Below are 20,265 nucleotides of genomic sequence, written 5' to 3'. Positions count from 1 at the left end.
CTGAAGCCCCGGCAGCCCCGAAGCTCCTGACACCCGTCGCCAACACTCCGTCTCCGCCACTCGTCTCCCGGGAGCATCATGACCAAGATCGCGATCATCACCGCAAGCACCCGCCCCGCGAGGGCCGGCGTACACGTCGCCCAGTGGGTCCTCGAGCAGGCGCGAAAGCGGGGTGACGCCGTCTACGAACCGATCGACCTGGCCGAGGTGGACCTGCCCCCGATCGACGAACCGTTCCCGCCCGCCACGGGCCGGTACACCCAGTCGCACACCCAGCGCTGGGCCGCCACTGTCGCCTCCTACGACGGCTACGTGATCGTCACCCCCGAGTACAACCACTCCTTCCCCGGCACCCTGAAGAACGCCCTCGACCGCGTCTACGCGGAATGGAACAACAAGGCCGCCGGACTGGTCTCCTACGGTGTCGACGGCGGCGTACGCGCAGTCGAAGCCCTGCGCCCCGTACTCGGCGCCCTGCAACTCGCCGACATCTCCGCCCAGGTGACCTTGAACCTGCGCACCGACTTCGTGGACTTCGGCGCGTCCTTCACGCCCGGAGAACACCATGGTCCCGCCCTGACGACGCTGCTCGACCAGCTCGTGTCCTGGAGCAGCGCCCTCGCCCGAACCCGCGGCAACCCCTCCTGAGGTTCCACGGTCACATCGTCCGCAGTATGAGACGTCCTTCCCGGCGGCAGCCGGCCTCTGCCACCATGCCCCCATGCAGCAGCAGCTGATTATCAGCGGCGGCGTGCCGGCACGGAGCCCGCAGGAGTAACCCTCCCCGGTTCACCGCCCGCACGCAGACCTCTCGCGCATCGCGAGGGGTCTTTCTGTTTTCCGGCCCCCATCAGGGCCCCACGGAAGGGACCACCACCCATGGAACACGCCCGGCTGACCGTCACACTCCGGCCCGGCCACGGAACGCTCGCACGCCTTGCCGCCATCCTCAACAACCACCACGTGCTCGACCTGGCGTACACCACCTCGTCACGGGACTCGGCCGCGGCCGTCGTACGCGTGCCGCGGTCCGACGCCAAGCGCGCTCAGCACAAGCTGCGCAGGCTCGTCGACGTGATCGACGTGTGCCTCGATCCCGCCCCGGCGGCCGGCACCGCCGCGGGGACAGACCTCTGCCCACCCATCGCGGCTTCACGCTGACCCCGGGCCCTCGCGGCGGAGCTGCGGGAGCGGATCCCGGCCCGCCCACGGATCAGGCGTGCGCGGGCGGACCACCGCCGATGTTCGGCACACTGCACGCCGGAACCTGCGTCACCAACCGGGAGGACACCGACCGGATCGTGGTGCCCTCTCGCGTTCCCACCACGATGAGAAGCGTCTCGTCCTCGTGGATCAGAGCCGGGTCGAGGCGGACGGTGCCCAGGCCCTCCCCGTCGGAGAAACGTCATCGGGTAGCGAAAGTGGGCCCCGGGAGCCTCGGGCAGAGCACCCGTGGCGCAGCGGTCGTCCCCTCGAGGACCCTCGCCCGTACGCCCAGCTCGTCGAGCTGACCGCCGCAACCATGAACCGGGTGTGCGGGCGGTGGGTTGGGGTGTGGGTGGGGTGAGGCCGTCGACGGCGACGAGGTCGAGGATCTCGCGCAGGCCTGGAGTGCGGCGACGAAGATGTCGGCGGTGAGGTCCGCGGCCACGTGAGGGCAGGCCGTACGCCTGGTCACGAAGCCGAGGACCTCGTCGAAGTTCGCCTCGTAGAAGTAGATGACGGCGAATCCGGCGGCGTCGGGCCGGGGCGGCGCAGCCCGGCTCGCACGTCGTTCGGGCTCTTCGGCCCGGTCGGGTATCAGGGGAACCCGTTCCTCCTGGGGCGGTGATCCCTTTCACCCGGTACTTGGTGCAGCGGCGCCCGGCTGTTACATCAGCGCCGCGGTCCGGTCCGGCCGTCCCGGGGGCACAGAGGTTCGGCGCGGCCTCCTCGCGTCCGGCCCGTGGGCGTCACTCCGACATGTCGCGGGGCAGCAGGATGCGGAAGGTCGCACCGGCGCCGGGCGCCGTCCGGAGGTCGACGCGGCCGTTGTGGGCGCGTACCAGCGAGTCGACGATGGACAGCCCCAGACCGGCGCCGCCCTCCCCGGGGCGGGCGCGTGCCCGGTCGACCCGGTAGAAGCGGCTGAAGACCCGCTCGGCCTGCTCGCCCGTCATCCCGGGGCCCTCGTCCGCGAACTCGAGGACGGCGTGCCCGTCCTCGGTGCCGACGCCGATGCGGACCGGTGTGCCGGGCGGGGTGTGGGCGACGGCGTTGCCGACGAGGTTGGAGGTGACCCGGCGGAGCCGGGCCTCGTCGCCGAGGACGGGGGCGGCACCGGGCCGTCCGCCACCGAGGCCGGTGAGGGCGACGGGCCGCCCCGGGTCGAGAGCGCGCAGGTCGTGCAGCGCGTCGACGGCCAGGGTGCGCAGGTCCATCGGCGTGAGGTCCAGCGGGAGGGCGGCGGCGGTGCCGTGCTCGTCGAGCCGGGCGAGCAGCAGGAGTTCCTCCACCATGTCGACCAGGCGGGCGGCCTCGCGCTCGATCCGGACCATCGAGGCGTCGACGTCGGCACGCTCGGGCATGCCGCCCATGCGGTACAGCTCGGTGAACCCCTTGATGCCGGCGAGCGGGGTACGCAGCTCGTGGCTCGCGTCGGCGATGAAGCGGCGCATGCGCTGCTCGGAGTCGGCGCGGGCGGCGTCGCCCGCCTCGATCCGGTCCAGCATGCCGTTGAGCGCCGTGGACAGCCGGTCCAGCTCGGTGCGCGGGGCGGCCAGCTGCGGCACCCGGCGGGAGAGGTCCCCGGACGCGATCGCCGCCGCGGTGGTCTCGATACGGCGCAACGGTCGCAGACCGGCGCGTACCGCGAACCACCCGGCGAACCCCAGGAACACCAGGACGAGCGTGTCGAGCACCAGGACGCGGCCGGCGAGGTGCCGCAGGGAGTCGTCGACCTCACCGAGCGAGCCGGCCGCGACCACGCTGCCGCTGCGGTCACCGGTGCCGGTGCCGGTGGCGCGCGGTACGGCGATCACTCGCCAGTCGGCCGCGCCGCCTTCACTCTCCACGGTGAACGGGTCGCCTGAACGGTCGCCGACCGCCGAGCTGTCGAGGCGGGGCAGTGCGGGCGGCTGCCGGACGGCTGGACGGACCAGGCGCTCTACGCGACCGTCGGGGGTCAGGTAGGCGACGTACACGTCCCGCGCCCACCGCAGTTCCACCGCCTCGCGCACCTGAGAGGCGTCGTCCTCGCCGACCGCCCGGGGCAGGGCGGGAAGCCGCGCGGTCACCTCGGCGACACCGCGGACCCGCTCGTCCAGTTGCGCCACGAGGCCTCGCTGGAGCTGGTCGACGGCGAGTCCGGTGCTGCCGAACAGCGCGACCGTCAGCAGGAACAGGGTGATCACGAGCAGCCGGCCGCGCAGCGAGAGCCCACGGACCCGGCGTACCGTCGCGCCCCTCAGCCGCTTCAGCCGCTTCAGTACCTTAAGTACCTTTGACCTCTTTGGTCTCTTTGGCTTTCTTCGCCCCTTCAGCCTCCTCATGGCGTTCACGGCGCGGGCCTGCGCAGCACGTAGCCGGTGCCGCGCACCGTGTGGATCAGCTTGGGCTCGCCGGTGTCCACCTTGCGCCGCAGGTAGCTGATGTACGAGGCGACGATGCTGTCGTCGCCGCCGAAGTCGTAGTGCCATACGGCGTCCAAGAGTTGACGCCTCGTCAGGACCTGGCCGACGTGTTCCATCAGCACCCGGAGCAGGCTGAACTCGGTGGGGGACAGCAGGACCGGCACCCCGCCGCGGGTCACGTGATGGCCCTCGGGGTCGAGAACGAGGTCTGCGACGACCAGGTGGGCGTCCGACGGCCGGCCGGCGGTGCGGCGGAGGATGGCCCGGATGCGCAGGATCAGCTCCTCCAGGTTGAACGGTTTGGTGACGTAGTCGTCGCCGCCCGCGCTCAGCCCGCTGATCCGGTCCTCGGCGGCGTCCCGGGCGGTGAGGAAGAGCACGGGCGGGGGGCCGGCCGGCGCCGGTGCCCCGCTTCTGCCTCCGCTCAGGCGGCGTACGACCTCGAAGCCGTCGAAGTCCGGCAGCATGACGTCGAGGACGACGAGGTCGGGCGGGTCGTGCAGCACCGCCTCCATCGCCTCGGCGCCGGTCGTGACCGCCCGTACCTCGAACCCGGCCAGCCGCAGGCTCGCCGAGAGGAGTTCGCGCAGCGTGGTGTCGTCCTCGACCACCAGGAGCCGTTCCGCCATGCCCGTTCCGTTCTGCTCGTGCGTGCCGACCGCAGCACCGACGGCTCGTCGCGATCGTCGTCGTCGGGCACCGATCCTGCTACGCGTCCCGTCGGCGGAAGGTGAGGAACGCCGCGGTCAGCAGAACCACCACGCATCCTGCCATCACGGTGAAGCCCGGCCACGGGTTCAGCAGGTCGGGGTCCCGGTATCCGGTCACGATCTGCCCGCCCGCGGAAGGCGGCCAGAACTTCGTCGTCCAGTTCGCCAGCGTCCCGGGGAAGGACGGTGCGAGGGCGGGCACGATCAGTGTCGTGGCGAAGAGGGTCGTCACCGTGGCGGTGGTGCTGCGGATCATGATGCCGGCGGCGAGCCCGAGGACCGCGGCGAGCGTCAGGAACAGCCCGCCGCCGAGGACGGCCCGCCACGCTCCCGGGTCACCGAGCGCCACGTAGGGGGCGCCCGAGGACTCGAGCGCGGACTGGCCGGCCAGGAACCCGCCGAGGGTCGTCAGCATTCCGGTCGGCAGCGCGATCGCCGTGAGCACGACGGCTTTGGCGACGAGCACCCGGCCCCGGCGGGGGACCGCGGTCAGGGTGCTGACGATCGTGCGGCTGCCGTACTCGGAGGTGATGGCCAGACCCCCCAGCAGCGCCAGGGTGAGCTGCGCCAGGATGACGCCCTTGAGGCTGGTGGCCAGCGGGTCGAACATGAGCTTGTCCGCGGCCGACATGGCCGCGTACTCGTCCCCGGCCGACGATCCGTTGAGCGTGGCGAGACCCGCCCCGGCGACGAGCGTGGCCACGACCACGTACAGGGTGGCGCGCATGGTGCGCAGCCTGATCCACTCGGCACGCAGGCTGTGGACGAACGTCGCCCGGCCGGCGGGCCCGGCCGGGGCCGACGGGACCGTGCGCAGACCCCGGCGCGGTTTCGCCGGCCGCTTCAGTCGTGTCCTGCGGCTGTCCACAGTGCCCTGGCTCATCACGCGGCCTCCGCCTCGGTGGTGTACTCGACGCTGTCCCGGGTCAGTTCCATGAACGCCTCTTCCAACGACGTCTGACGCGGGGCGAGTTCGTGCAGTTCGACTCCCGTGGCCGCGGCCAGCGCGCCGATCCTCGCGGCCTCCAGTCCGGTCACGACCAGCCCGGTCCCGTCGTCGTTCCCGTCCCCGGCGGTCGTGCGTACGGCGGCGCCGACCGCGGCCAGCCGGCCTGCGAAGGGGACCGCCTGGGGCGTGCGGACGACGACCTCCTGACTCGCGACCGAGGCGATGAACTCCGCCATGCCGGTGTCCGCGATCAGCCGGCCCCGGCCGACGACGACCAAGCGGTCGACGGTGAGTTCGACCTCGCTCATCAGGTGGCTGGACATCATCACGGCCCGTCCTTCCGCCGCCATGCGCCGCATCAGCCTGCGGATCCAGACGATTCCCTCGGGGTCGAGCCCGTTGAGGGGCTCGTCGAGCACGAGGACCGGAGGGTCGCCGAGCAGGGCGCCCGCGATGCCGAGCCGCTGCCGCATGCCGAGCGAGTACGTTCCGGCCGCCCGGCGTGCCACATTCGACAGCCCCACTTCCTCCAGCACGGTGTCGACCCGGCTGCGCGGGAGCCCGTTGCTCGCCGCCAGGGCCAGCAGATGGTGGTACGCGCTCCGGCTGGACAGCACGGCACTCGCGTCCAGCAGTGCCCCGACGGCCTTCAGCGGCACCGGGTGCTCGGCCACGGGGCGGCCGCCGACGGTGGCGGTGCCGGAGGTGGGCGCGTCCAGGCCCAGGATCATCCGCATGGTGGTGGACTTCCCGGCGCCGTTCGGACCGAGGAATCCGGTCACCTCGCCGGGACGCACGCTGAAGTTCAGATCGTTGACGGCCAGGACCTCGCCGTAACGCTTGGTGAGCCCGCGAACCTCGATCATCAGCTCTCCTGACTCGCTCCTTGACAAGCCGCACCGGCACGGTGCGACGAGATCCAGACTTGCCGGAGCCGATGGGAGCGGGATGAGCGTTCGTGTGAGCCGGATGGGAGAAACTGGCAGGAGCGCGACCGAAATGAGCTTTATGTGCCGACTTGAGGGACGGTAGGCTCGCCGGCCGGTGAGGAAACTCCCACGGCCCTGTCAGGACATCGGCCGCATCTCCGGCCATCGAGAAGGGGAAGACTCGTGCGCGCCCGGAGCACCGGCACTGCGACCGCAGCGGCACTGGCCCTGGTGGCCGCCCGCGGCCTCCTTCAGAAGAAACACGCGCCACCGAGGAGCTTCCGGTGCGTGGGGAAGTCCGCGCAGGGTCAGGGACGAGGAAGGCGGATCACCAGGCCTCCACCTGGCGTTTGAGTGCCTGGTTGAAGGCATCGAACCCCTCGTCGCCTCCGCGTGGGCCGTCTTTGACCAGGCGGGCCAGCAACCCGCCGAAGGACTCCCGGTGCATCAGTCTGGTCCCGCCGCCGGGCAGGTCCGAGAACAGGAACTCGTGGACACCGGTGTAGATCGTGCGGGGCATCCAGGCGGCGCCGGGAATCACGGCGCCCCACGCCAGCCTGACACCCGGTGTCGCATCAAGGACGGGTACGTTCACGACGTACGGCTTCTTGTCGGGCGGCCCGATGACGAGCCGCAACCGGTTGCCGACCTCGGCATGTCCTTCGAGTTCCTGGATGTACGTCGTCCACACGGGGTAGCGGGGGAAGTCGGTGAGCACGTCCCACACTTGCTGTGGGCTCGCCTCTATGTCCACCACTGCTTCGACGGTGCGCATTCGACGCAACCTAGTCCAGCGACACGGGGCGTACCAAAGTGCCGTCAACGCGGAAGCAATGTCTGTGACGGCCGCACCGCTGACGTGTCACCCGACCTGGTGACTGGAGCCGGGGCGCGCTGAGCGGGGTGTGCTTGCCCGCCTCGCGTCCACATGCCGCGCCAGCCCGCCCGTGATGAGGGCCAGCCCTGCCTCGAACGCCGACTCGTGGTCGATCTCCGGTACGCCGGGCGGGAGTTCCGCCGTGTCACCCGCACCGGTCTCCGCCTGCTCCTCCAGGACGCAGCCAACGGTGAAGCGGCCGGATGCGAGCATCGCCATCTGGGCCGGGCGCTCGGGCACACCGGACGCGACGAGGAAGTCCATCTTGCGGCGGATCCGGTCGAGGTCGGCGGTGGGTCTGCTGCCCGCGTGGAGCCGAGCACCGTCACGGCGGGCGAGCAGAGTGCGCCGGAAACTGCGCGTGTTCTCCAGGAACCAGGTGTGCCAGTCCTCGCCGGGCTGCGGCAGTGGTTCGGCCGCGTGCGGCTCCATCGCGGCCTGCGCCATGGCCGTCAGGAGATCCCTCTTCGTGCGGAAGTACCAGTACAGCGACGGCTGCTCGACACCCAGGCGCTTCGCCAGCCGCCGGGTGCTGACGCCGTCCAGTCCGACCTCGTCGAGCAGGTCGAGCGCCTCGGTGATCACCGTCTCCCGGTTCATCTTGGTCATGTTGACAACCTATCGCCGATAGATGACTCTGGAAAACAATCATTCACTGATAGATTTTGGGGTGAGAGCAATGACGAAGCGGTCAGGGACGACCTCCCTGCGGGTTCTCGTGGCCGGCGGCGGCATCGCCGGTCACGCCCTGGCGTACTGGCTGGCCGGAGCGGGTCACCGGGTGACCGTGCGGGAGCGGTATCCGGACCTGCGGGCCACCGGCGCCCAGGTCGATCTGCGGGGCCAGGGCATCGAGGCAGTCCGGCGCATGGGGCTGCTCGACACCGTCCGCGGCAAGCTCGTCGACGAGGCGGGCGTCGCCTTCCTCGACGTCCGCGGCAGGCCGAGGGCGACCCTCATGGCCAACACCTCCGGCCGGGGCCGGCAGAGCCTGACGTCCGAGTACGAGATCATGCGCGGCGACCTGGTGCGCATCCTCCACGAGGCGACCGGAGACGACGTGGAGTACGTCTACGGCACCAGCGTGGACGGCTTCGACCAGGACGAGCACGAGGTCGTCGCCCACTGCTCCGACGGATCGTCCGAGACCTACGACCTCCTGGTCGGCGCGGACGGGCAGGGCTCACGCCTGCGGCGGGCGCTCCTCCCGGACGGCACCGACCCGTACTGGCGGGTCGGCATCCACATGGCCTACTGGTTCGTCCCGCGCATCGCCTCCGACAGCAACGTCCGCGACACCTGCATGGTCCCGGGCGGCCGCCAGATCATGCGCCGCAGCCACAACCCGACCGAGACTCAGGTGTACTTCGTCCTGCGCGAGGACTCCGCGCAGGCATCCGCGATCCACCGCGAACCCGTCGAGAAGCAGCGGGAGTTCTGGGCGAGCAGGTTCCGCGACGCCGGGTGGCAGACCGAGCGCTTCGTCGACGGCATGAGGACGAGTCCGTTCTTCTACTCCCAGGAGATCGTCCAGGTGCGCGCCGACACCTGGTCCAGGGGCCGCGTGGTCCTCGCCGGAGACGCCGCGCACTGCGCCTCCCCCTACAGCGGCATGGGAACCTCCGGCGGCCTGGTCGGCGCCCACGTCCTGGCCGGCGAGATCAACCGGCGCCCGGACGATCTCCCGGCCGCGCTGGCGCAGTACGAGACCACCCTGCGGCCCTTCACCGACGGGATCCAGGGCGAGGTCAACCCGCGCCTCCTGAAGCTCGCCATGCCCATGACCCAGCGGGCGATCGACGCGTTCCTCACCGTCACCGGCATGGCCACCAGGCTCCGAGTCCCCGACCTGGCCACCCGCTTCTCGAAAGAGGACCGGGGCGGCGCCTGGCGGCTCCCGCACTACCCCGAACTCCGGGCCGCCTGACCGCGACGCATCCCCACGACGGCACTACGACCGTGCCGACGGCGCCCGACGGGGCACCGGGATCACGTCCGGACGGCGCGCAGGCCGTCCAGGAGCAGTCGCAGCCCGAACTCGAAGTGTGCCGTGAAGTCCGTACCGGTGAGCACCGGCAGGGTCGCGGCGAGGTGGGGATAGGTCCCTGCCGCCACCGCCTCGCGCAGGGCCGCCCCTTCGGCGGGGCCGGTGTCCCCCGGCGCGAGGGCGGCCTGTTCCTCCAGTGTGTGGCCGACGGTGAAGTTGGCCACGGAGTACAGCGCCCGTGCCGCGTCCTCGTCGCCGAAGCCCGCCTCGCGCAGCACGCCGACGAGGCTGTCGGCGAAGCCCAGGGTGTTCGGGCCGGTCGCGTGCGTGCCGGCGAAGACCCGTGCGCCGTCGCGATGGGCGAGCAGGGCCGTCCGTAGTGCGCGGGCGAGGCGCGCCGTTCTCTCGCTCCAGTCGCCGTCCCCCATCGGCCCGGCGGCGTCGGCGATGCCGTCGACCATGTGCTCGGCCATCGCGGTGAGCAGGTCCTGCTTGGCCGCGAAGTAGCGGTACAGCGCACCGGCCTGGACGTCCATCGCCTGAGCGAGCCGGCGCATGGTCAGCGCGTCGAGGCCGGACTCGTTCAGCAGGTCGAGGGCGGTCCGGACGGTGCGGGCCCGGTCGAGTCGGGCGGGCCGACCTCTGGTCCGGCTTGACGGGAGGCTCATGGACCTCACTATAGTGAACACCATTCACGTGAACACTGTTCATTAATGAGAGGACATCTCCGATGAGCATCGATGTGATCGTCGTGGGAGCGGGCCCGACCGGGCTGATGCTCGCCTGCGAGCTGGCCCTGGCGGGCGTACGGACCCGGGTCCTGGAGCGCCGCACCGAACCGCAGCGCGACTCGCGGGCGCTGAGCCTGCACCCGCGCAGCGTGGAACTGATGGACCAGCGGGGGCTGCTCGACCGGTTCCTCCCGCTCGGCCGGGCCGTGCCGGGCTGGCACTTCGCGGGCCTGCGCACCCAACTGGACTTCAGCGCCCTCGACACCCGGCACGGCTACACCCTCTTCCTGGCCCAGGCGCGCACCGAGGCGATCCTCGAACAGCGGGCGCTGGAGCTGGGGGTGGAGATCAGCCGGGGCCACGAGGTTCTCGGCGTGCGCCAGGACGGCGACGGGGTCGAGGTGGAGGTACGCACCCCCGGCGGCGGCACCGAGACCGCGCACGGCCTGTACACGGTCGGCTGCGACGGCGGGCGCAGCATCGTGCGGCGGGCCGCGGGGATCGGCTTCCCCGGCACCGACGAGACCCTGACCGGCGTACTCGGGGACTTCAGGGTCGTCGCCGCGCGGCCCGGTGCCCTCGATGCCGCACGGGCCCGTGACGTGATCGTCGTGCCGCTGGAGGAAGGAGTCACCCGGTTCGTGTACCTGGATCCGGAGCGGATGCGGGTGCCGGCCCGTGAGCCGGTGAGCCTGGAGGAGTTCCGTACGTCGCTCACCCGGATCACCGGCTCCGACTGCGGCGTCGCCGAGCCCGTCTGGCTGTCGCGCTTCGGCAACGCCACCCGGCTCGCGGAGAGTTACCGCTCGGGGCGCGTCCTGCTGGCGGGCGACGCCGCGCACATCCACTTCCCCGCGGCGGGGCAGGGGCTCAACACCGGGCTCCAGGACGCCGTGAACCTGGGGTGGAAGCTGGCCGCCGTGGTGGGCGGCTGGGCCCCTCCCGGACTGCTGGACGGCTACGACGGTGAGCGCCGCCCGGTCGGCCGGTCGGTGACCGAGAACACCGAGGTCCAGACGCTGCTGGCGGAGCTGACGCTGGTCGCGCGGTACCGGCGCCCGGCCGCGGCCCTGCGCGATCTCCTCGACCAGTTGCTGGGCATGGCGGAGGTCAACCGCCGGTTCGCCGACCAGATCTCCGCACTCGGCACCAGCTACCCGTCACCGGAGCCGGGCGCCGATCCGCTGGTGGGCCGGCGCATGCCCGACGTCGGACTGACGACCGTCGGTGGGGAGGAGGAGACGCGGGTGTACGAACTGCTCTGCAAGGGCCGTTTCCTTCTGCTCTCCCTGGCCGGGGACCCGGCCCTCAGGGAGTCCGTCGACGCGGGCTGGGGCCCGCGGGTCACGGCCGTCGCCGTCGACAAGTACGACGAGCACGCGGACCTCGACGGAGTGACCGAGGTCCTCGTACGCCCCGACGGCCACGTTGCCTGGGCCACCCGTGCCACCGACGGCGGCGCACGCGGCGACGAGCGCGTCCGGGCGCTGACCGCGTGGGCGGGTACGCCCTCCTGAACGGCGCTGTCGGCCGCGCCATCGGCGCCGCGTGCGGGCGCTGTCGGGGGCGCTGATGAAACAGGTGGGTGGCGCCGGACCAAGTACCGGGTGAAGGGGATCACCGACCGCTGCGCGCCCCACCTCGGAGGAGATACATGAGCCCTGATCCGTCGCGTCGGCACCGAGGCGACCGCGTCACGGTGTCGGTAGTGATTCCGGTGTACAACGCAGTAGATCACCTGCCCGAGTGCCTTCAGTCAATAATGGACCAGTCGATCGGCTTCGAGAACCTCGAAATCATCGCAGTGGACGACGGGTCCACCGACGGCAGCAGCGAATTGCTCGACGCATGGGCTCAGCCTCGCAGGGATCGGTTCCACGTCGTGCACCAGGAGAACTCCGGCGCCCCCGGGGGCCCTCGAAACCGCGGGATCGAACTCGCAAAGGGCGATTACCTGTTCTTCGCCGATCCAGACGATTTCCTGGGCATCGAGGCGCTGGAGCGCATGGTCGCCGCGGCGGAACGCAACGACTCGGACGTAGTTCTGGGCAAAATAAAGGGAGTCGGAAGGAAGGCACCGGAAACCCCGTTCCGGAAGAGCGTCGAGGGTGGAGATGTTTTCACCACCCATGCCATCTGGTCCCTGACCGCTCACAAACTCTTCCGAAGATCCATGACAGAAGAGCACGGCCTCCGCTTCGCGGAAAACGTCCGCCTCGCCGAAGAGCAGATCTTCGTGGTTCCTGCCTACCTGAAAGCGCGCTCGATCTCCGTGGTGGCAGACTACGACTGCTACTATCTCGTACGGAGAGAGGATTTCCCACATCTGACTCATCAGACGCCTGATCCAGTCATGTTCTACAGTAATCTGCGGAACGTACTGAAGATTGCCAGGGATCATGTCGCTCCAGGTCCGCAACTCGAATCGCTGTTGAATCGGTGGCTCCGGCTTGAGATCTTGGGCCGCTTCGACGCACGGTTTGCAAAGCTGCCCGACGATGCAAGAAATGCGCACGTGAAGCTGGCAGGCGAACTGTTGCGAGAGTACTTTCCGCAAACGCTCATCGACCAACTGGCCCCTCTCTTCAAACTGCGCTGCCAGTTAATAACACAGGGACAGTCAGAGGAGCTCACGGCTTTGACAATGCTGCTGGCGAACGCGAAGCCGAAACCAAAGCCATTAAATTCTGACACCCACACGGCAAAGCGTAAATCCGAGAATCAGAATCGATTCACTCGGCCTCTGATTGCGGCGAGAAGGCGCGTCCGTAAATACTTCAGCCAAGACGGTACCTCAATCCCGTGACAAGGAACCGATGTTGCGCAGTTTCTATGACTTGAATTTCGGGGTCCATCCGGGTGGCACAGAAAAGGATGTTCATTACGTTCGGAGAACACTTGAAGAGGTGAAACACGATCTCTCCGTCGAACTGCTCGACCAGAGAAACATTTACCTTCTGTGTTACTACGGCGCCTGGCTGAATCTTGACGTGTACCAAAACGGAAGGCGTACGGAATCGATCGATCTTCATCCGTTCCTGGAAATATCGATCGAGGGGTACCCGCCCATCACATTCTCCGGCCCGCAGCAACCGGTCGACCACTCCTTCGATCTGGACGAGGAGTCAGAAGACGACTCCTCGGAGTTGTCGCACCGCATGTGGCACAGACGTTTGGGGCACCGGGTCGGCATCACCGTCCATTGGGACAGCATCAATGTGCCACCGCTGTGCAGAAGGACGGTGAGCGAGGGAGATTCCGTAGCGCTGTATCGCCGTCCCTGTCCTGCGTCATACGGTTATCAAGACTTCCGTGGGTAGCGGGGTCGATACCGGAAGTGCGGGGGAGGTCAGTTCTGTGCGGTGGGCCGGACGACGATGTCGTTCACATCGACCGCGGCGGGCTGTTCGATCGCGAAAGCGATGGCCCGGGCGATCGCGTCGGGCGGGATCGCGATGTCGTCCCGCATTTTCGTGATCTCTGCTCTGACCCGGGTGTTGGTTGACGCCTCGGCGAAGTCGGTCGCAGTCGCACCGGGTGAGACGGTGGTCACCCGCAGGGAGTCGCCGGCTTCCTGGCGGAGTCCTTCGCAGAGGGCCCGGACCGCGAACTTGGTGGCGGCGTAGACAGCCATGGTCGGCGCGATGCGAAACGCGGCCGTGGAGGCGGTGGTGACGAAGTGGCCCGTTCCCTGCGCCCGGAAGACCGGCAGCGCGGCGCCGATCCCGTACAGCACTCCCTTCACGTTGACGTCGACCATGTGGTCCCACTCCTCGACGCGCAGATCGTCGAGCGGCGAGATGGTGCCGACTCCGGCATTGCTGACGAGTACGTCGAGTTGGCCGAAGCACTCACTGGCCAGCGCGACCAGGGCCTGCAGGTCGTCCCGTCGGGTCACATCGGTGCGGATCTGTACGGCCGTGCCGCCTGCCCTCTCGATCCGGGCCACCAGTTCCGCCAGGCGTTCGGACCGGCGTGCGCCGAGGACGAGTCGGGCGCCGCGTTCGGCGAGCAGCAGTGCCGTCGCCTCGCCGATGCCACTGCTCGCTCCCGTGATCGCCACCACTTTGCCCTTGATTCCGGACATGAGTTTCCCTCTCCGTCTTCGGCACCGGTGCGGGGCCCGGGATGCCGAGCGGCAGCGGGCCTCAAGGAGCGTCAGGAAAGCCGTTGCGGACCGGACGGCCGGGTGCCGGTGTGACCGTGTGAGGCCGTCGGTCATGCCGCGGCCCCTGTTCGCACACCAGTCTCCGGGGGGAATAGCCTGGTATCCAGACCGTGTTTATTCTGGAACTGAAGGTGCCCGTCATGCCCACGCAGCCGGACCAACGCCGTCAGCTGAGTGAATTCCTGCGCAGCCGGAGAGAGCGCCTGACCCCTGACGAGGTGGGCCTGCCCCAGACCGGCCGCCGTCGGACTCCGGGACTTCGCCGAGAGGAGCTGGCACTGTTGGCCGGGATCAGTGCCACCTGGTACACGTACCTGGAACAGGGGCGACGGATTCGCGCCTCCGCACAGGTGCTCGACGCCCTCGCGGTGGCGCTGCGGCTCGACCGGCACGAGCGCGATCATCTTCTCCAGCTCGCCGGTCACGCGCCCGTGGCCGAAGCCGAGAAACCCGAGCCGCTGACGGCCGAGGCGGGTGCCGTCCCCCTGTTGCTCCAGCCGAACCCGGCGTACATCATCGGCGGCAACTACGACGTCCTCAGTCACAACCAGGCAGCCCACGAGTTGTTCCCGAGGCTCATCACTGAGGCGGACCGACCCGCCAACTTCGCCCGCTGGGTGTTCCTCGAACCGGTGGCCCGGGACATCTTGATCGACTGGGAACCCGAGGCACGCGGCCTGCTCGGCCGGCTTCGGACGCTGGCGGCACGCCATTCCGGCGACCCGCGGTACACCCGACTGATCGAGGACCTGAACGAGGGCAGCCCAGAGGTGCGGGACTGGTGGCCGCAGTACGAGGTGCAGGCCCGGCACAGCGGTCGGAAACGGCTACGACACCCTCAACGGGGTGCGATCGATTACGCGTACACCGCTTTTCACCTGGCCGAACAACCGGAACAGACGCTGGTCGTCTATGTCGACAGCAGCGCCCCCGCGACCGAAGCGCAGCCGTGACCGGCGAATCGCATCAGCCCTGCCGTGGGCAGGCTTCACCCGCAGCCGTCGGGCCGGGAGCGAAAGTCGTGTGCGGTGGCCCGCAACCCCGGCGGCTCACGGACGTCTGTCAGGGCGAAGGGCCCAGGGCTCTGCCTCGGGATCTTCTTCGCCGACAGATTCGAGGATGACGTTGTCCGACCGAACGCGCCGGGTCCTGCCACCCCGGCCCCCAGCCGACCGGCCCGTGGCCGAGGCCGACTCCGTGTCCGGGAACCCGGCGCCGACCCGCCCCGTCCCGGGCACCGCCGGTCGCTGAATGTCCGCGACACCTCTCCTCGTTCCCGTACACCCTGCCCAGGGCATACGCAGGCTGCTGCGGCGCGTCGCCGACGGCCGGGCGGGCGCCGTGCCCGTGCCACCTGTACTGGACGTCGGCTCCGGCTCCGGCTCCGGCTCCGGCTGCGAGGACATCGACTCGCTCTACCACCACCGGCGACTCGAACTCGTGCGGCTCGCCGTGCTCCTCGTGGACGACGTGCCCACCGCCGAGGACGTGGTGCAGGACGCCTTCACCGCCGTGTACCGGCGTTACGGGCCCCGCCTGGCGGGGCTGGACAACCCCGAGGGGTACCTGCGCCGTTGCGTGGTCAACTCGGCCCGCTCGGTACTGCGCCGTCGGCGGACCGTACGGTCGTACGTGCCGCCCCGCACGACGCCCGCGCCGCCGCCGGAGGAGGAGGTGCTGCTGCGGGAGGAGCACCGGGAAGTGCTGGACGCGCTGCGCCGGCTCACTGCCCGTCAGCGCCAGGTGATCGTTCTCCGGTACTGGTCCAACCTGTCCGAGGTGGAGATCGCGGACACCCTCGGCCTGTCCCGCGGCACGGTGAAGTCCACCGCGAGCCGGGGACTCGCCGCCCTGGCGCGGAGGCTGGAGGAAGCTTCATGACCGGGCCGGAGCAGCGACTGCGTGAGGCACTGGAGGCCCGGGCGGCCTCGGTGACGTACCGAGACCTGCGTCCTCCGCTGCCGCCGTCGGCCGGTGGGCCGCTCGTCAGGATGCTGCGCCGGGGCGTGAAGGCGGCGGGTCTGCTCGGTCTCGCGGCTGCGCTGGCGGCGATGATGCTGATGCTGTCGGACGCCCCCGAGCACTCACCCGCCCAGGTGCCCGCCCCGTCCCGGACGCCGGCCCCGGCGCCGCACCGGCCCTCGGCGACACCCGCGACGAGCGCCGCCCCGACTCCGTCCACCGACGTGCCGAGGCCCGAGGGGCCTGAGCCGAAGGCGGGCTGAGCCGAGGGCGGGCTGAGCGGTGCCGTCCCACCCGGCCTCGTCCCACCCGATCTCGTTCCACCCGCAACCCGCAGGCGTCCGGCACGTCTGTGGAAGTGCGGCCCGCCCGGCCTCGGCGGCACGGGGCCGGCCGCCCGCCTCGCACCGTCCACGACACGGCAGGAGAAGCACTGTGCCCGTTGGAACGACCTCCCGGAGGAGTCCGGAACCGTCCCCGTCCCCCCGCCGAGCGGGGGCGAGGCTGCGCCGCGGGGCGCTGCCGCTGCTGGCCGCCGCCACCCTGCTCGGGGTGCTGCCGCTCGCCGGAACGGCCTCCGCCGGGCCACGCCCCGCACAGCGGCCGGAAGGCACGTACGGCACGGCCTCGGCGGCGCGGCAGGGTGCCGTCGTCCGGGAGTCCCGTTACGACCTGGGGGACCAGGCCTTCGCCCCGCCCCCCGAGTTGGGGTACGAGGGCCGCGCGGAAGTCGCCGCGACGGTGTACCGTCCGGCCGACCTCGGCCGCCGGGCTCTTCCCCTGGTCGTCATGCAGCACGGTTCGTGGGAGACGTGTGCCGACGCGGACGCCGCGGCGGAGCGTGCGCGGGCCGTCCGGGCCCGCGACCGGGCCGAGGCGGCCGGGGACGAGGCGGAGGTCGAGCGGCAGAACGCCGTCATCGAGCGCGCGGCCGGCAAGCTGTGGGCGTGGCCGTGCGCCACGGGCACGCGGCCGATCCCGAGCAGTACCGGCTACGACTACCTGGCGCGCGCACTGGCGGCGCGGGGGTTCGTCGTGGTGTCCGTCGGGGTCAACGGCCTCAACTCGACGGAGGGTGGTCAGGCGCCCACGGCCTACCGCGCCCGGGCGCTGCTGGTCGAGCACCATCTGGAGCTGTGGCAGCGCCTGGCGACGCGCGGGGACGGGCCACTGGCGCACGCGTTGACCGACACGGCCACCGGCCGGCCGGACCCGGTGGACTTCCGGGGGCATCTCGACCTGGAGCACGTCGGGCTGCTGGGGCACTCGATGGGCGGCGGCGGCGTCATGCAGGAGGTGTCCGACGACAACCCGCGCGCCCTGCCCGACGGGGTGCGCATCGCCGCCGCGTTCACGCTGGCGCCCACGGCCACCTGGGACTTCGAAGCGGTGACCGGGGTCCCCTTCGCCGTCATGTGGGGCACCTGCGACGCCGTGAACACCGGGTCGTACTTCGAGCACAACCGTGCCACCACCCGGTTCCCGGCGTTCAAGTACACCCTGACCGGCGGCAACCACGACTTCTACAACCGGCAGTGGTCACCGGACAGCGGCCAGGTGGCCTCCCGGGACGACGCCGTGCCGGGCAGCGCTCCCGGCACCTGCCTGTCGCAGTACGAGGACCGTGACCGGACTCAGGTCGACCAGCCCCGTATCACGGCGGCTTACCAGCGGCTCGTGACGACCCACCGGGTGTCGGCCTTCTTCCAGAGGTTCCTGCGCGGCCGGGACGACCTGACGCCCTACCTCACGGGAGACCGCCCGTTCCCCGGCGAGGGACGGCCGGGGCGGGTGTCCGTCGACCACGTACCCGGCACGGGCTCAGGGCGTTGACCGGCGTGCGGCGGCCTGCGGAACAGGAAGGAATGGGCGTGCGGCGGATGAGAGGTGGCGTGGTCGCGCTCGCGGCCGCGGGGCTGGTGCTCGCGGCCTGCTCGGCTCCGGACCGGGACGCTCCCGCCGGGACCGCCGGGGCGTCGCCGGACCGTGTGTCGTCCCCTCCGGTCTCGGCGGGGGACGGGGGTGCGGGCGGCACCCGGACCGACCGGCCGCGCGTACCGGCGAACCCGCCGGCCGAGTACACCCCGGCCTGGCCCGACGACACGGTGCGGACGAAGGCCGGTTACCGGGTGAACACGTGTGTGCCCGAGGAACTGCGGGACAGGGCCACCGTGTTGACGACCCGCGACGGGTTGCATCTGTCCGCGCTGGTCCTCGGTGACGGGCCCGACGGTGTCCTGCTCGACCACGAACAGGGCTACAACATCTGCTCGTGGCTGGAGACGGGGCGGCAACTCGCCGCGAAGGGCTTCCGGGTGGTGCTGCCGGAGTACCGCAACCACGGGGCGTCCGAGCACGACGAGAAGAACGAGGACCCCGACCTGGACGCCGAGGCGGCCCTCGCCGAGCTGAAACGGGTCGGGGCCGAGCGGGTGTTCCTGGCCGGAGCGTCCTGCGGCGGGACCTCGACGATCGTGGCGGGCGCGGCCCAGTCGCTTCCCGTGACCGGGCTGCTGATCATGTCCTCGCCCTCCGCGTGCCTGACCGTCGACGCGGTGCCGTCGGTGCTCCGGATCACGGCGCCCTCGCTCTTCATGGTCGGGTCGGGCGATCTCCAGGGGAACATGGAGCGGGAGGTGCGCGTCCTCTACGAGAACTCCGGCGCCGAGGACAAGCGGCTCGTCGTCGACGACGACGAACTGCACGGCACGGACATGCTGCGCCGGGACCGGTACCGGGCCATGGTGACGGAGTTCATCGAGGAGCACGCCCGGGGCTGAGTGCCGTCCCGGTCACCGAGGCCGAAGCCCCCACTCGCACCGGGCGAGTGGGGGTGGCGCCCGCACGGCCCCGTCAGTGCCGCACGGATGCCGTTCTGCGGGTCTCCACGACCGTGCCCCACCGTTCGGCGAAGGCGCCCCACACCGCCCGCAGGTGTGCGTCCTCGCGTGCCACCCGGCGGACGACCGAGGGCGGGTCGAGGCCCAGTGCCCGCAACGGCGCGTCGTCGGAGGTCCCCCAGGTGGCGATGTGGCCGGCCAGCACCTCGGGGTGGAACTGGACGCCCCACACGGCGGTCCCCACCCGGTAGGCCTGGTGGGCGCAGCGCCTGCTGGTGAGGAGCGGGACTGCACCCTCGGGCGGGACGGACGTCTCCTCCCAGTGCCACTGCACGGCGTGCAGGGGCTCGTCCAGGTCCGCGAGGGGGGCGAAGAGTTCGTCCCTCGACGCGGGGAGCAGCGGGGTCAGCTCGCCCAGGCCCACCTCCGGGTGCTCGGAGTGCCCGACCGTGCCGCCGCAGGCCACGGTGAGCAGTTCCATGCCGAGGCAGATGCCGAGGGTGGGCAGGTCCCGGGCCACGGCCTGGCGCAGCAGGCCGATCGCCTCGGGCAGCCACGGTGCCTCGGCCTCGTCGTAGGGGCCCATGGAGCCGCCGAGGATCAGGAGGCCGTCGTACGCGTCCAGGGTCGCGGGGAGTGGGTCGCCCGCCCACGGACGGCACAGGTCGAGGTCGAGCCCCCGGGCGGTGAGGCGTTCGCCCACCTGGGCCGGGCCGGTGCCGTTCTCGTGCTCCACTACGAGCACGCGGGCCGCGCTCACAGCCGTCCCGCTTCGACGATGCGGCGCAGGAAGGCGCGGGTGCGTTCCTCCCGCGGCTCGCCGAAGATCTGCTCGGGCGGGCCCTCCTCCAGGAGTACTCCCTGGTGGAGGAAGCACACCTTGTGCGACACCTCCCGGGCGAAGCCCATCTCGTGGGTGGCCAGCAGCATGGTCATGCCGCCGTCGGCCAACTCGCGGACGATGGCGAGCACTTCGGCGACGAGTTCGGGGTCGAGGGCGGAGGTGATCTCGTCGAGGAGCAGTGCTCGCGGCCGGGTGGCCAGGGCCCGGACGATGGCCACCCGCTGCTGCTGTCCGCCGGAGAGCTGGTCGGGCATGCGGTCGGCCTTGTCGGCGAGGCCGACGCGGGCGAGGAGGGTGCGGGCCCGCTCCTCGGCCTCGGCGCGGGGTACGCCGGCCACCCGCATCGGCGCGAGGGCGACGTTGCGTACGACGTTCATGTGCGGGAAGAGGTTGAAGTGCTGGAAGACCATGCCGACGTCGCGGCGCAGCCGGTTCACGTCGGTGCCTCGGCCGGACGCGTTCTCGCCCCCGACGCGTATCTCGCCGCCGCTGATGTCCTCCAGGCCGTTGACGCACCGCAGCAGGGTCGACTTGCCGCTGCCGGAGGCGCCGATCAGGGTCACCACCTGGTGCTGTTCGACGTCCAGGTCGATGCCGCGCAGGACCGGGGTGCGGCCGTAGCTCTTGTGCACGGCGTCGATCTCTATGAAGGGCATG

General features: G+C 70.7%; 21 protein-coding genes. 11 read left to right on the top strand and 10 right to left on the bottom strand.

The window, feature by feature from the left end; all coding sequences use genetic code 11:
* The first annotated feature begins 78 nt into the window (after positions 1-78).
* Together OHA99_RS36940 and OHA99_RS36935 are read left to right on the top strand one after the other, a co-directional pair.
* Entirely contained in the window at positions 79-648 is a 570-nt protein-coding gene (locus OHA99_RS36940; RefSeq protein WP_331728127.1) for an NAD(P)H-dependent oxidoreductase, read from the top strand.
* Between the two features lie 231 nt (positions 649-879).
* Complete coding sequence (locus tag OHA99_RS36935; protein WP_331728124.1) at positions 880-1,161, top strand: hypothetical protein; 282 nt, start codon at positions 880-882, stop codon at positions 1,159-1,161.
* Positions 1,162-1,952: 791 nt separating this feature from the next.
* Here OHA99_RS36935 and OHA99_RS36930 read toward each other — a convergent pair.
* The 6 genes from OHA99_RS36930 to OHA99_RS36905 form a co-directional block, all read right to left on the bottom strand.
* Positions 1,953-3,398, bottom strand: a complete 1,446-nt coding sequence (locus OHA99_RS36930; RefSeq protein ID WP_405699183.1) for a sensor histidine kinase — start codon at positions 3,396-3,398, stop codon at positions 1,953-1,955.
* A 137-nt stretch (positions 3,399-3,535) separates the two neighbouring features.
* Positions 3,536-4,240: a response regulator transcription factor gene (locus OHA99_RS36925; RefSeq protein ID WP_164139103.1), complete on the bottom strand. Its 705-nt coding sequence runs from the start codon at positions 4,238-4,240 to the stop codon at positions 3,536-3,538.
* A gap of 79 nt (positions 4,241-4,319) precedes the next feature.
* Complete coding sequence (locus OHA99_RS36920; protein WP_240469244.1) at positions 4,320-5,204, bottom strand: ABC transporter permease; 885 nt, start codon at positions 5,202-5,204, stop codon at positions 4,320-4,322.
* A complete protein-coding gene (locus OHA99_RS36915; RefSeq protein WP_319710535.1) occupies positions 5,204-6,136 on the bottom strand; it encodes an ATP-binding cassette domain-containing protein in 933 nt (310 codons plus the stop codon). Before OHA99_RS36915 ends, OHA99_RS36920 begins: the two co-directional genes overlap by 1 nt.
* A 391-nt stretch (positions 6,137-6,527) precedes the next feature.
* Positions 6,528-6,974, bottom strand: a complete 447-nt coding sequence (locus OHA99_RS36910; protein ID WP_319710538.1) for an SRPBCC domain-containing protein — start codon at positions 6,972-6,974, stop codon at positions 6,528-6,530.
* Positions 6,975-7,061: 87 nt separating this feature from the next.
* Positions 7,062-7,685: a TetR/AcrR family transcriptional regulator C-terminal domain-containing protein gene (locus OHA99_RS36905; protein ID WP_331728108.1), complete on the bottom strand. Its 624-nt coding sequence runs from the start codon at positions 7,683-7,685 to the stop codon at positions 7,062-7,064.
* Positions 7,686-7,755: 70 nt separating this feature from the next.
* Between OHA99_RS36905 and OHA99_RS36900 the strand changes: the two genes are divergently transcribed.
* On the top strand, positions 7,756-9,003 hold the full coding sequence (locus tag OHA99_RS36900) for an FAD-dependent monooxygenase (RefSeq protein ID WP_331728239.1): 1,248 nt from the start codon (positions 7,756-7,758) through the stop codon (positions 9,001-9,003).
* 62 nt (positions 9,004-9,065) lie between these two features.
* On the opposite strand, the gene OHA99_RS36895 is transcribed toward OHA99_RS36900, so the two are convergent.
* Positions 9,066-9,731: a TetR/AcrR family transcriptional regulator gene (locus tag OHA99_RS36895; RefSeq protein WP_331728105.1), complete on the bottom strand. Its 666-nt coding sequence runs from the start codon at positions 9,729-9,731 to the stop codon at positions 9,066-9,068.
* A 62-nt stretch (positions 9,732-9,793) separates the two neighbouring features.
* Between OHA99_RS36895 and OHA99_RS36890 the strand changes: the two genes are divergently transcribed.
* From OHA99_RS36890 to OHA99_RS36880, 3 genes are all read left to right on the top strand, one after another.
* Positions 9,794-11,311, top strand: a complete 1,518-nt coding sequence (locus OHA99_RS36890) for a monooxygenase (RefSeq protein WP_331728102.1) — start codon at positions 9,794-9,796, stop codon at positions 11,309-11,311.
* A 137-nt stretch (positions 11,312-11,448) separates the two neighbouring features.
* A complete protein-coding gene (locus tag OHA99_RS36885) occupies positions 11,449-12,600 on the top strand; it encodes a glycosyltransferase family 2 protein (protein WP_331728098.1) in 1,152 nt (383 codons plus the stop codon).
* A gap of 10 nt (positions 12,601-12,610) precedes the next feature.
* Positions 12,611-13,114, top strand: a complete 504-nt coding sequence (locus OHA99_RS36880; protein ID WP_331728095.1) for a hypothetical protein — start codon at positions 12,611-12,613, stop codon at positions 13,112-13,114.
* A gap of 29 nt (positions 13,115-13,143) precedes the next feature.
* Here the strand turns inward: OHA99_RS36880 and OHA99_RS36875 are convergent, their stop codons facing one another.
* Positions 13,144-13,881, bottom strand: coding sequence for an SDR family oxidoreductase (locus tag OHA99_RS36875; protein WP_331728092.1), 738 nt, complete (start codon positions 13,879-13,881; stop codon positions 13,144-13,146).
* Between the two features lie 221 nt (positions 13,882-14,102).
* Between OHA99_RS36875 and OHA99_RS36870 the strand changes: the two genes are divergently transcribed.
* The 5 genes from OHA99_RS36870 to OHA99_RS36850 all read left to right on the top strand — a co-directional run bounded on the left by OHA99_RS36870 (position 14,103) and on the right by OHA99_RS36850 (position 18,704).
* On the top strand, positions 14,103-14,915 hold the full coding sequence (locus OHA99_RS36870; protein ID WP_331728090.1) for a helix-turn-helix transcriptional regulator: 813 nt from the start codon (positions 14,103-14,105) through the stop codon (positions 14,913-14,915).
* A gap of 298 nt (positions 14,916-15,213) precedes the next feature.
* A complete protein-coding gene (locus tag OHA99_RS36865) occupies positions 15,214-15,843 on the top strand; it encodes a SigE family RNA polymerase sigma factor (RefSeq protein ID WP_331728087.1) in 630 nt (209 codons plus the stop codon).
* Positions 15,840-16,187 (top strand): hypothetical protein, encoded by a 348-nt coding sequence (locus OHA99_RS36860; protein WP_331728084.1) that lies wholly within the window; start codon positions 15,840-15,842, stop codon positions 16,185-16,187. The genes OHA99_RS36865 and OHA99_RS36860 overlap by 4 nt, the downstream gene beginning before the upstream one ends.
* Before the next feature lie 172 nt (positions 16,188-16,359).
* The gene (locus tag OHA99_RS36855; protein WP_331728081.1) at positions 16,360-17,757 is read left to right on the top strand and encodes an alpha/beta hydrolase; all 1,398 of its coding nucleotides are present in this window, start codon (positions 16,360-16,362) and stop codon (positions 17,755-17,757) included.
* 47 nt (positions 17,758-17,804) lie between these two features.
* The gene (locus OHA99_RS36850; protein ID WP_331728078.1) at positions 17,805-18,704 is read left to right on the top strand and encodes an alpha/beta fold hydrolase; all 900 of its coding nucleotides are present in this window, start codon (positions 17,805-17,807) and stop codon (positions 18,702-18,704) included.
* Between the two features lie 73 nt (positions 18,705-18,777).
* On the opposite strand, the gene OHA99_RS36845 is transcribed toward OHA99_RS36850, so the two are convergent.
* On the bottom strand, positions 18,778-19,524 hold the full coding sequence (locus OHA99_RS36845; RefSeq protein WP_164386727.1) for a type 1 glutamine amidotransferase: 747 nt from the start codon (positions 19,522-19,524) through the stop codon (positions 18,778-18,780).
* Positions 19,521-20,264, bottom strand: a complete 744-nt coding sequence (locus tag OHA99_RS36840) for an amino acid ABC transporter ATP-binding protein (RefSeq protein ID WP_153182255.1) — start codon at positions 20,262-20,264, stop codon at positions 19,521-19,523. The genes OHA99_RS36845 and OHA99_RS36840 overlap by 4 nt, the downstream gene beginning before the upstream one ends.
* Position 20,265 lies beyond the last annotated feature (1 nt).

The organism is Streptomyces coelicoflavus, from assembly GCF_045041415.1.
Taxonomy (GTDB): Bacteria; Actinomycetota; Actinomycetes; order Streptomycetales; family Streptomycetaceae; genus Streptomyces; species Streptomyces coelicoflavus.
The sequence above is the reverse complement of the archived record's forward strand: the minus strand, read 5'-3'. Positions and strand labels throughout refer to the sequence as shown.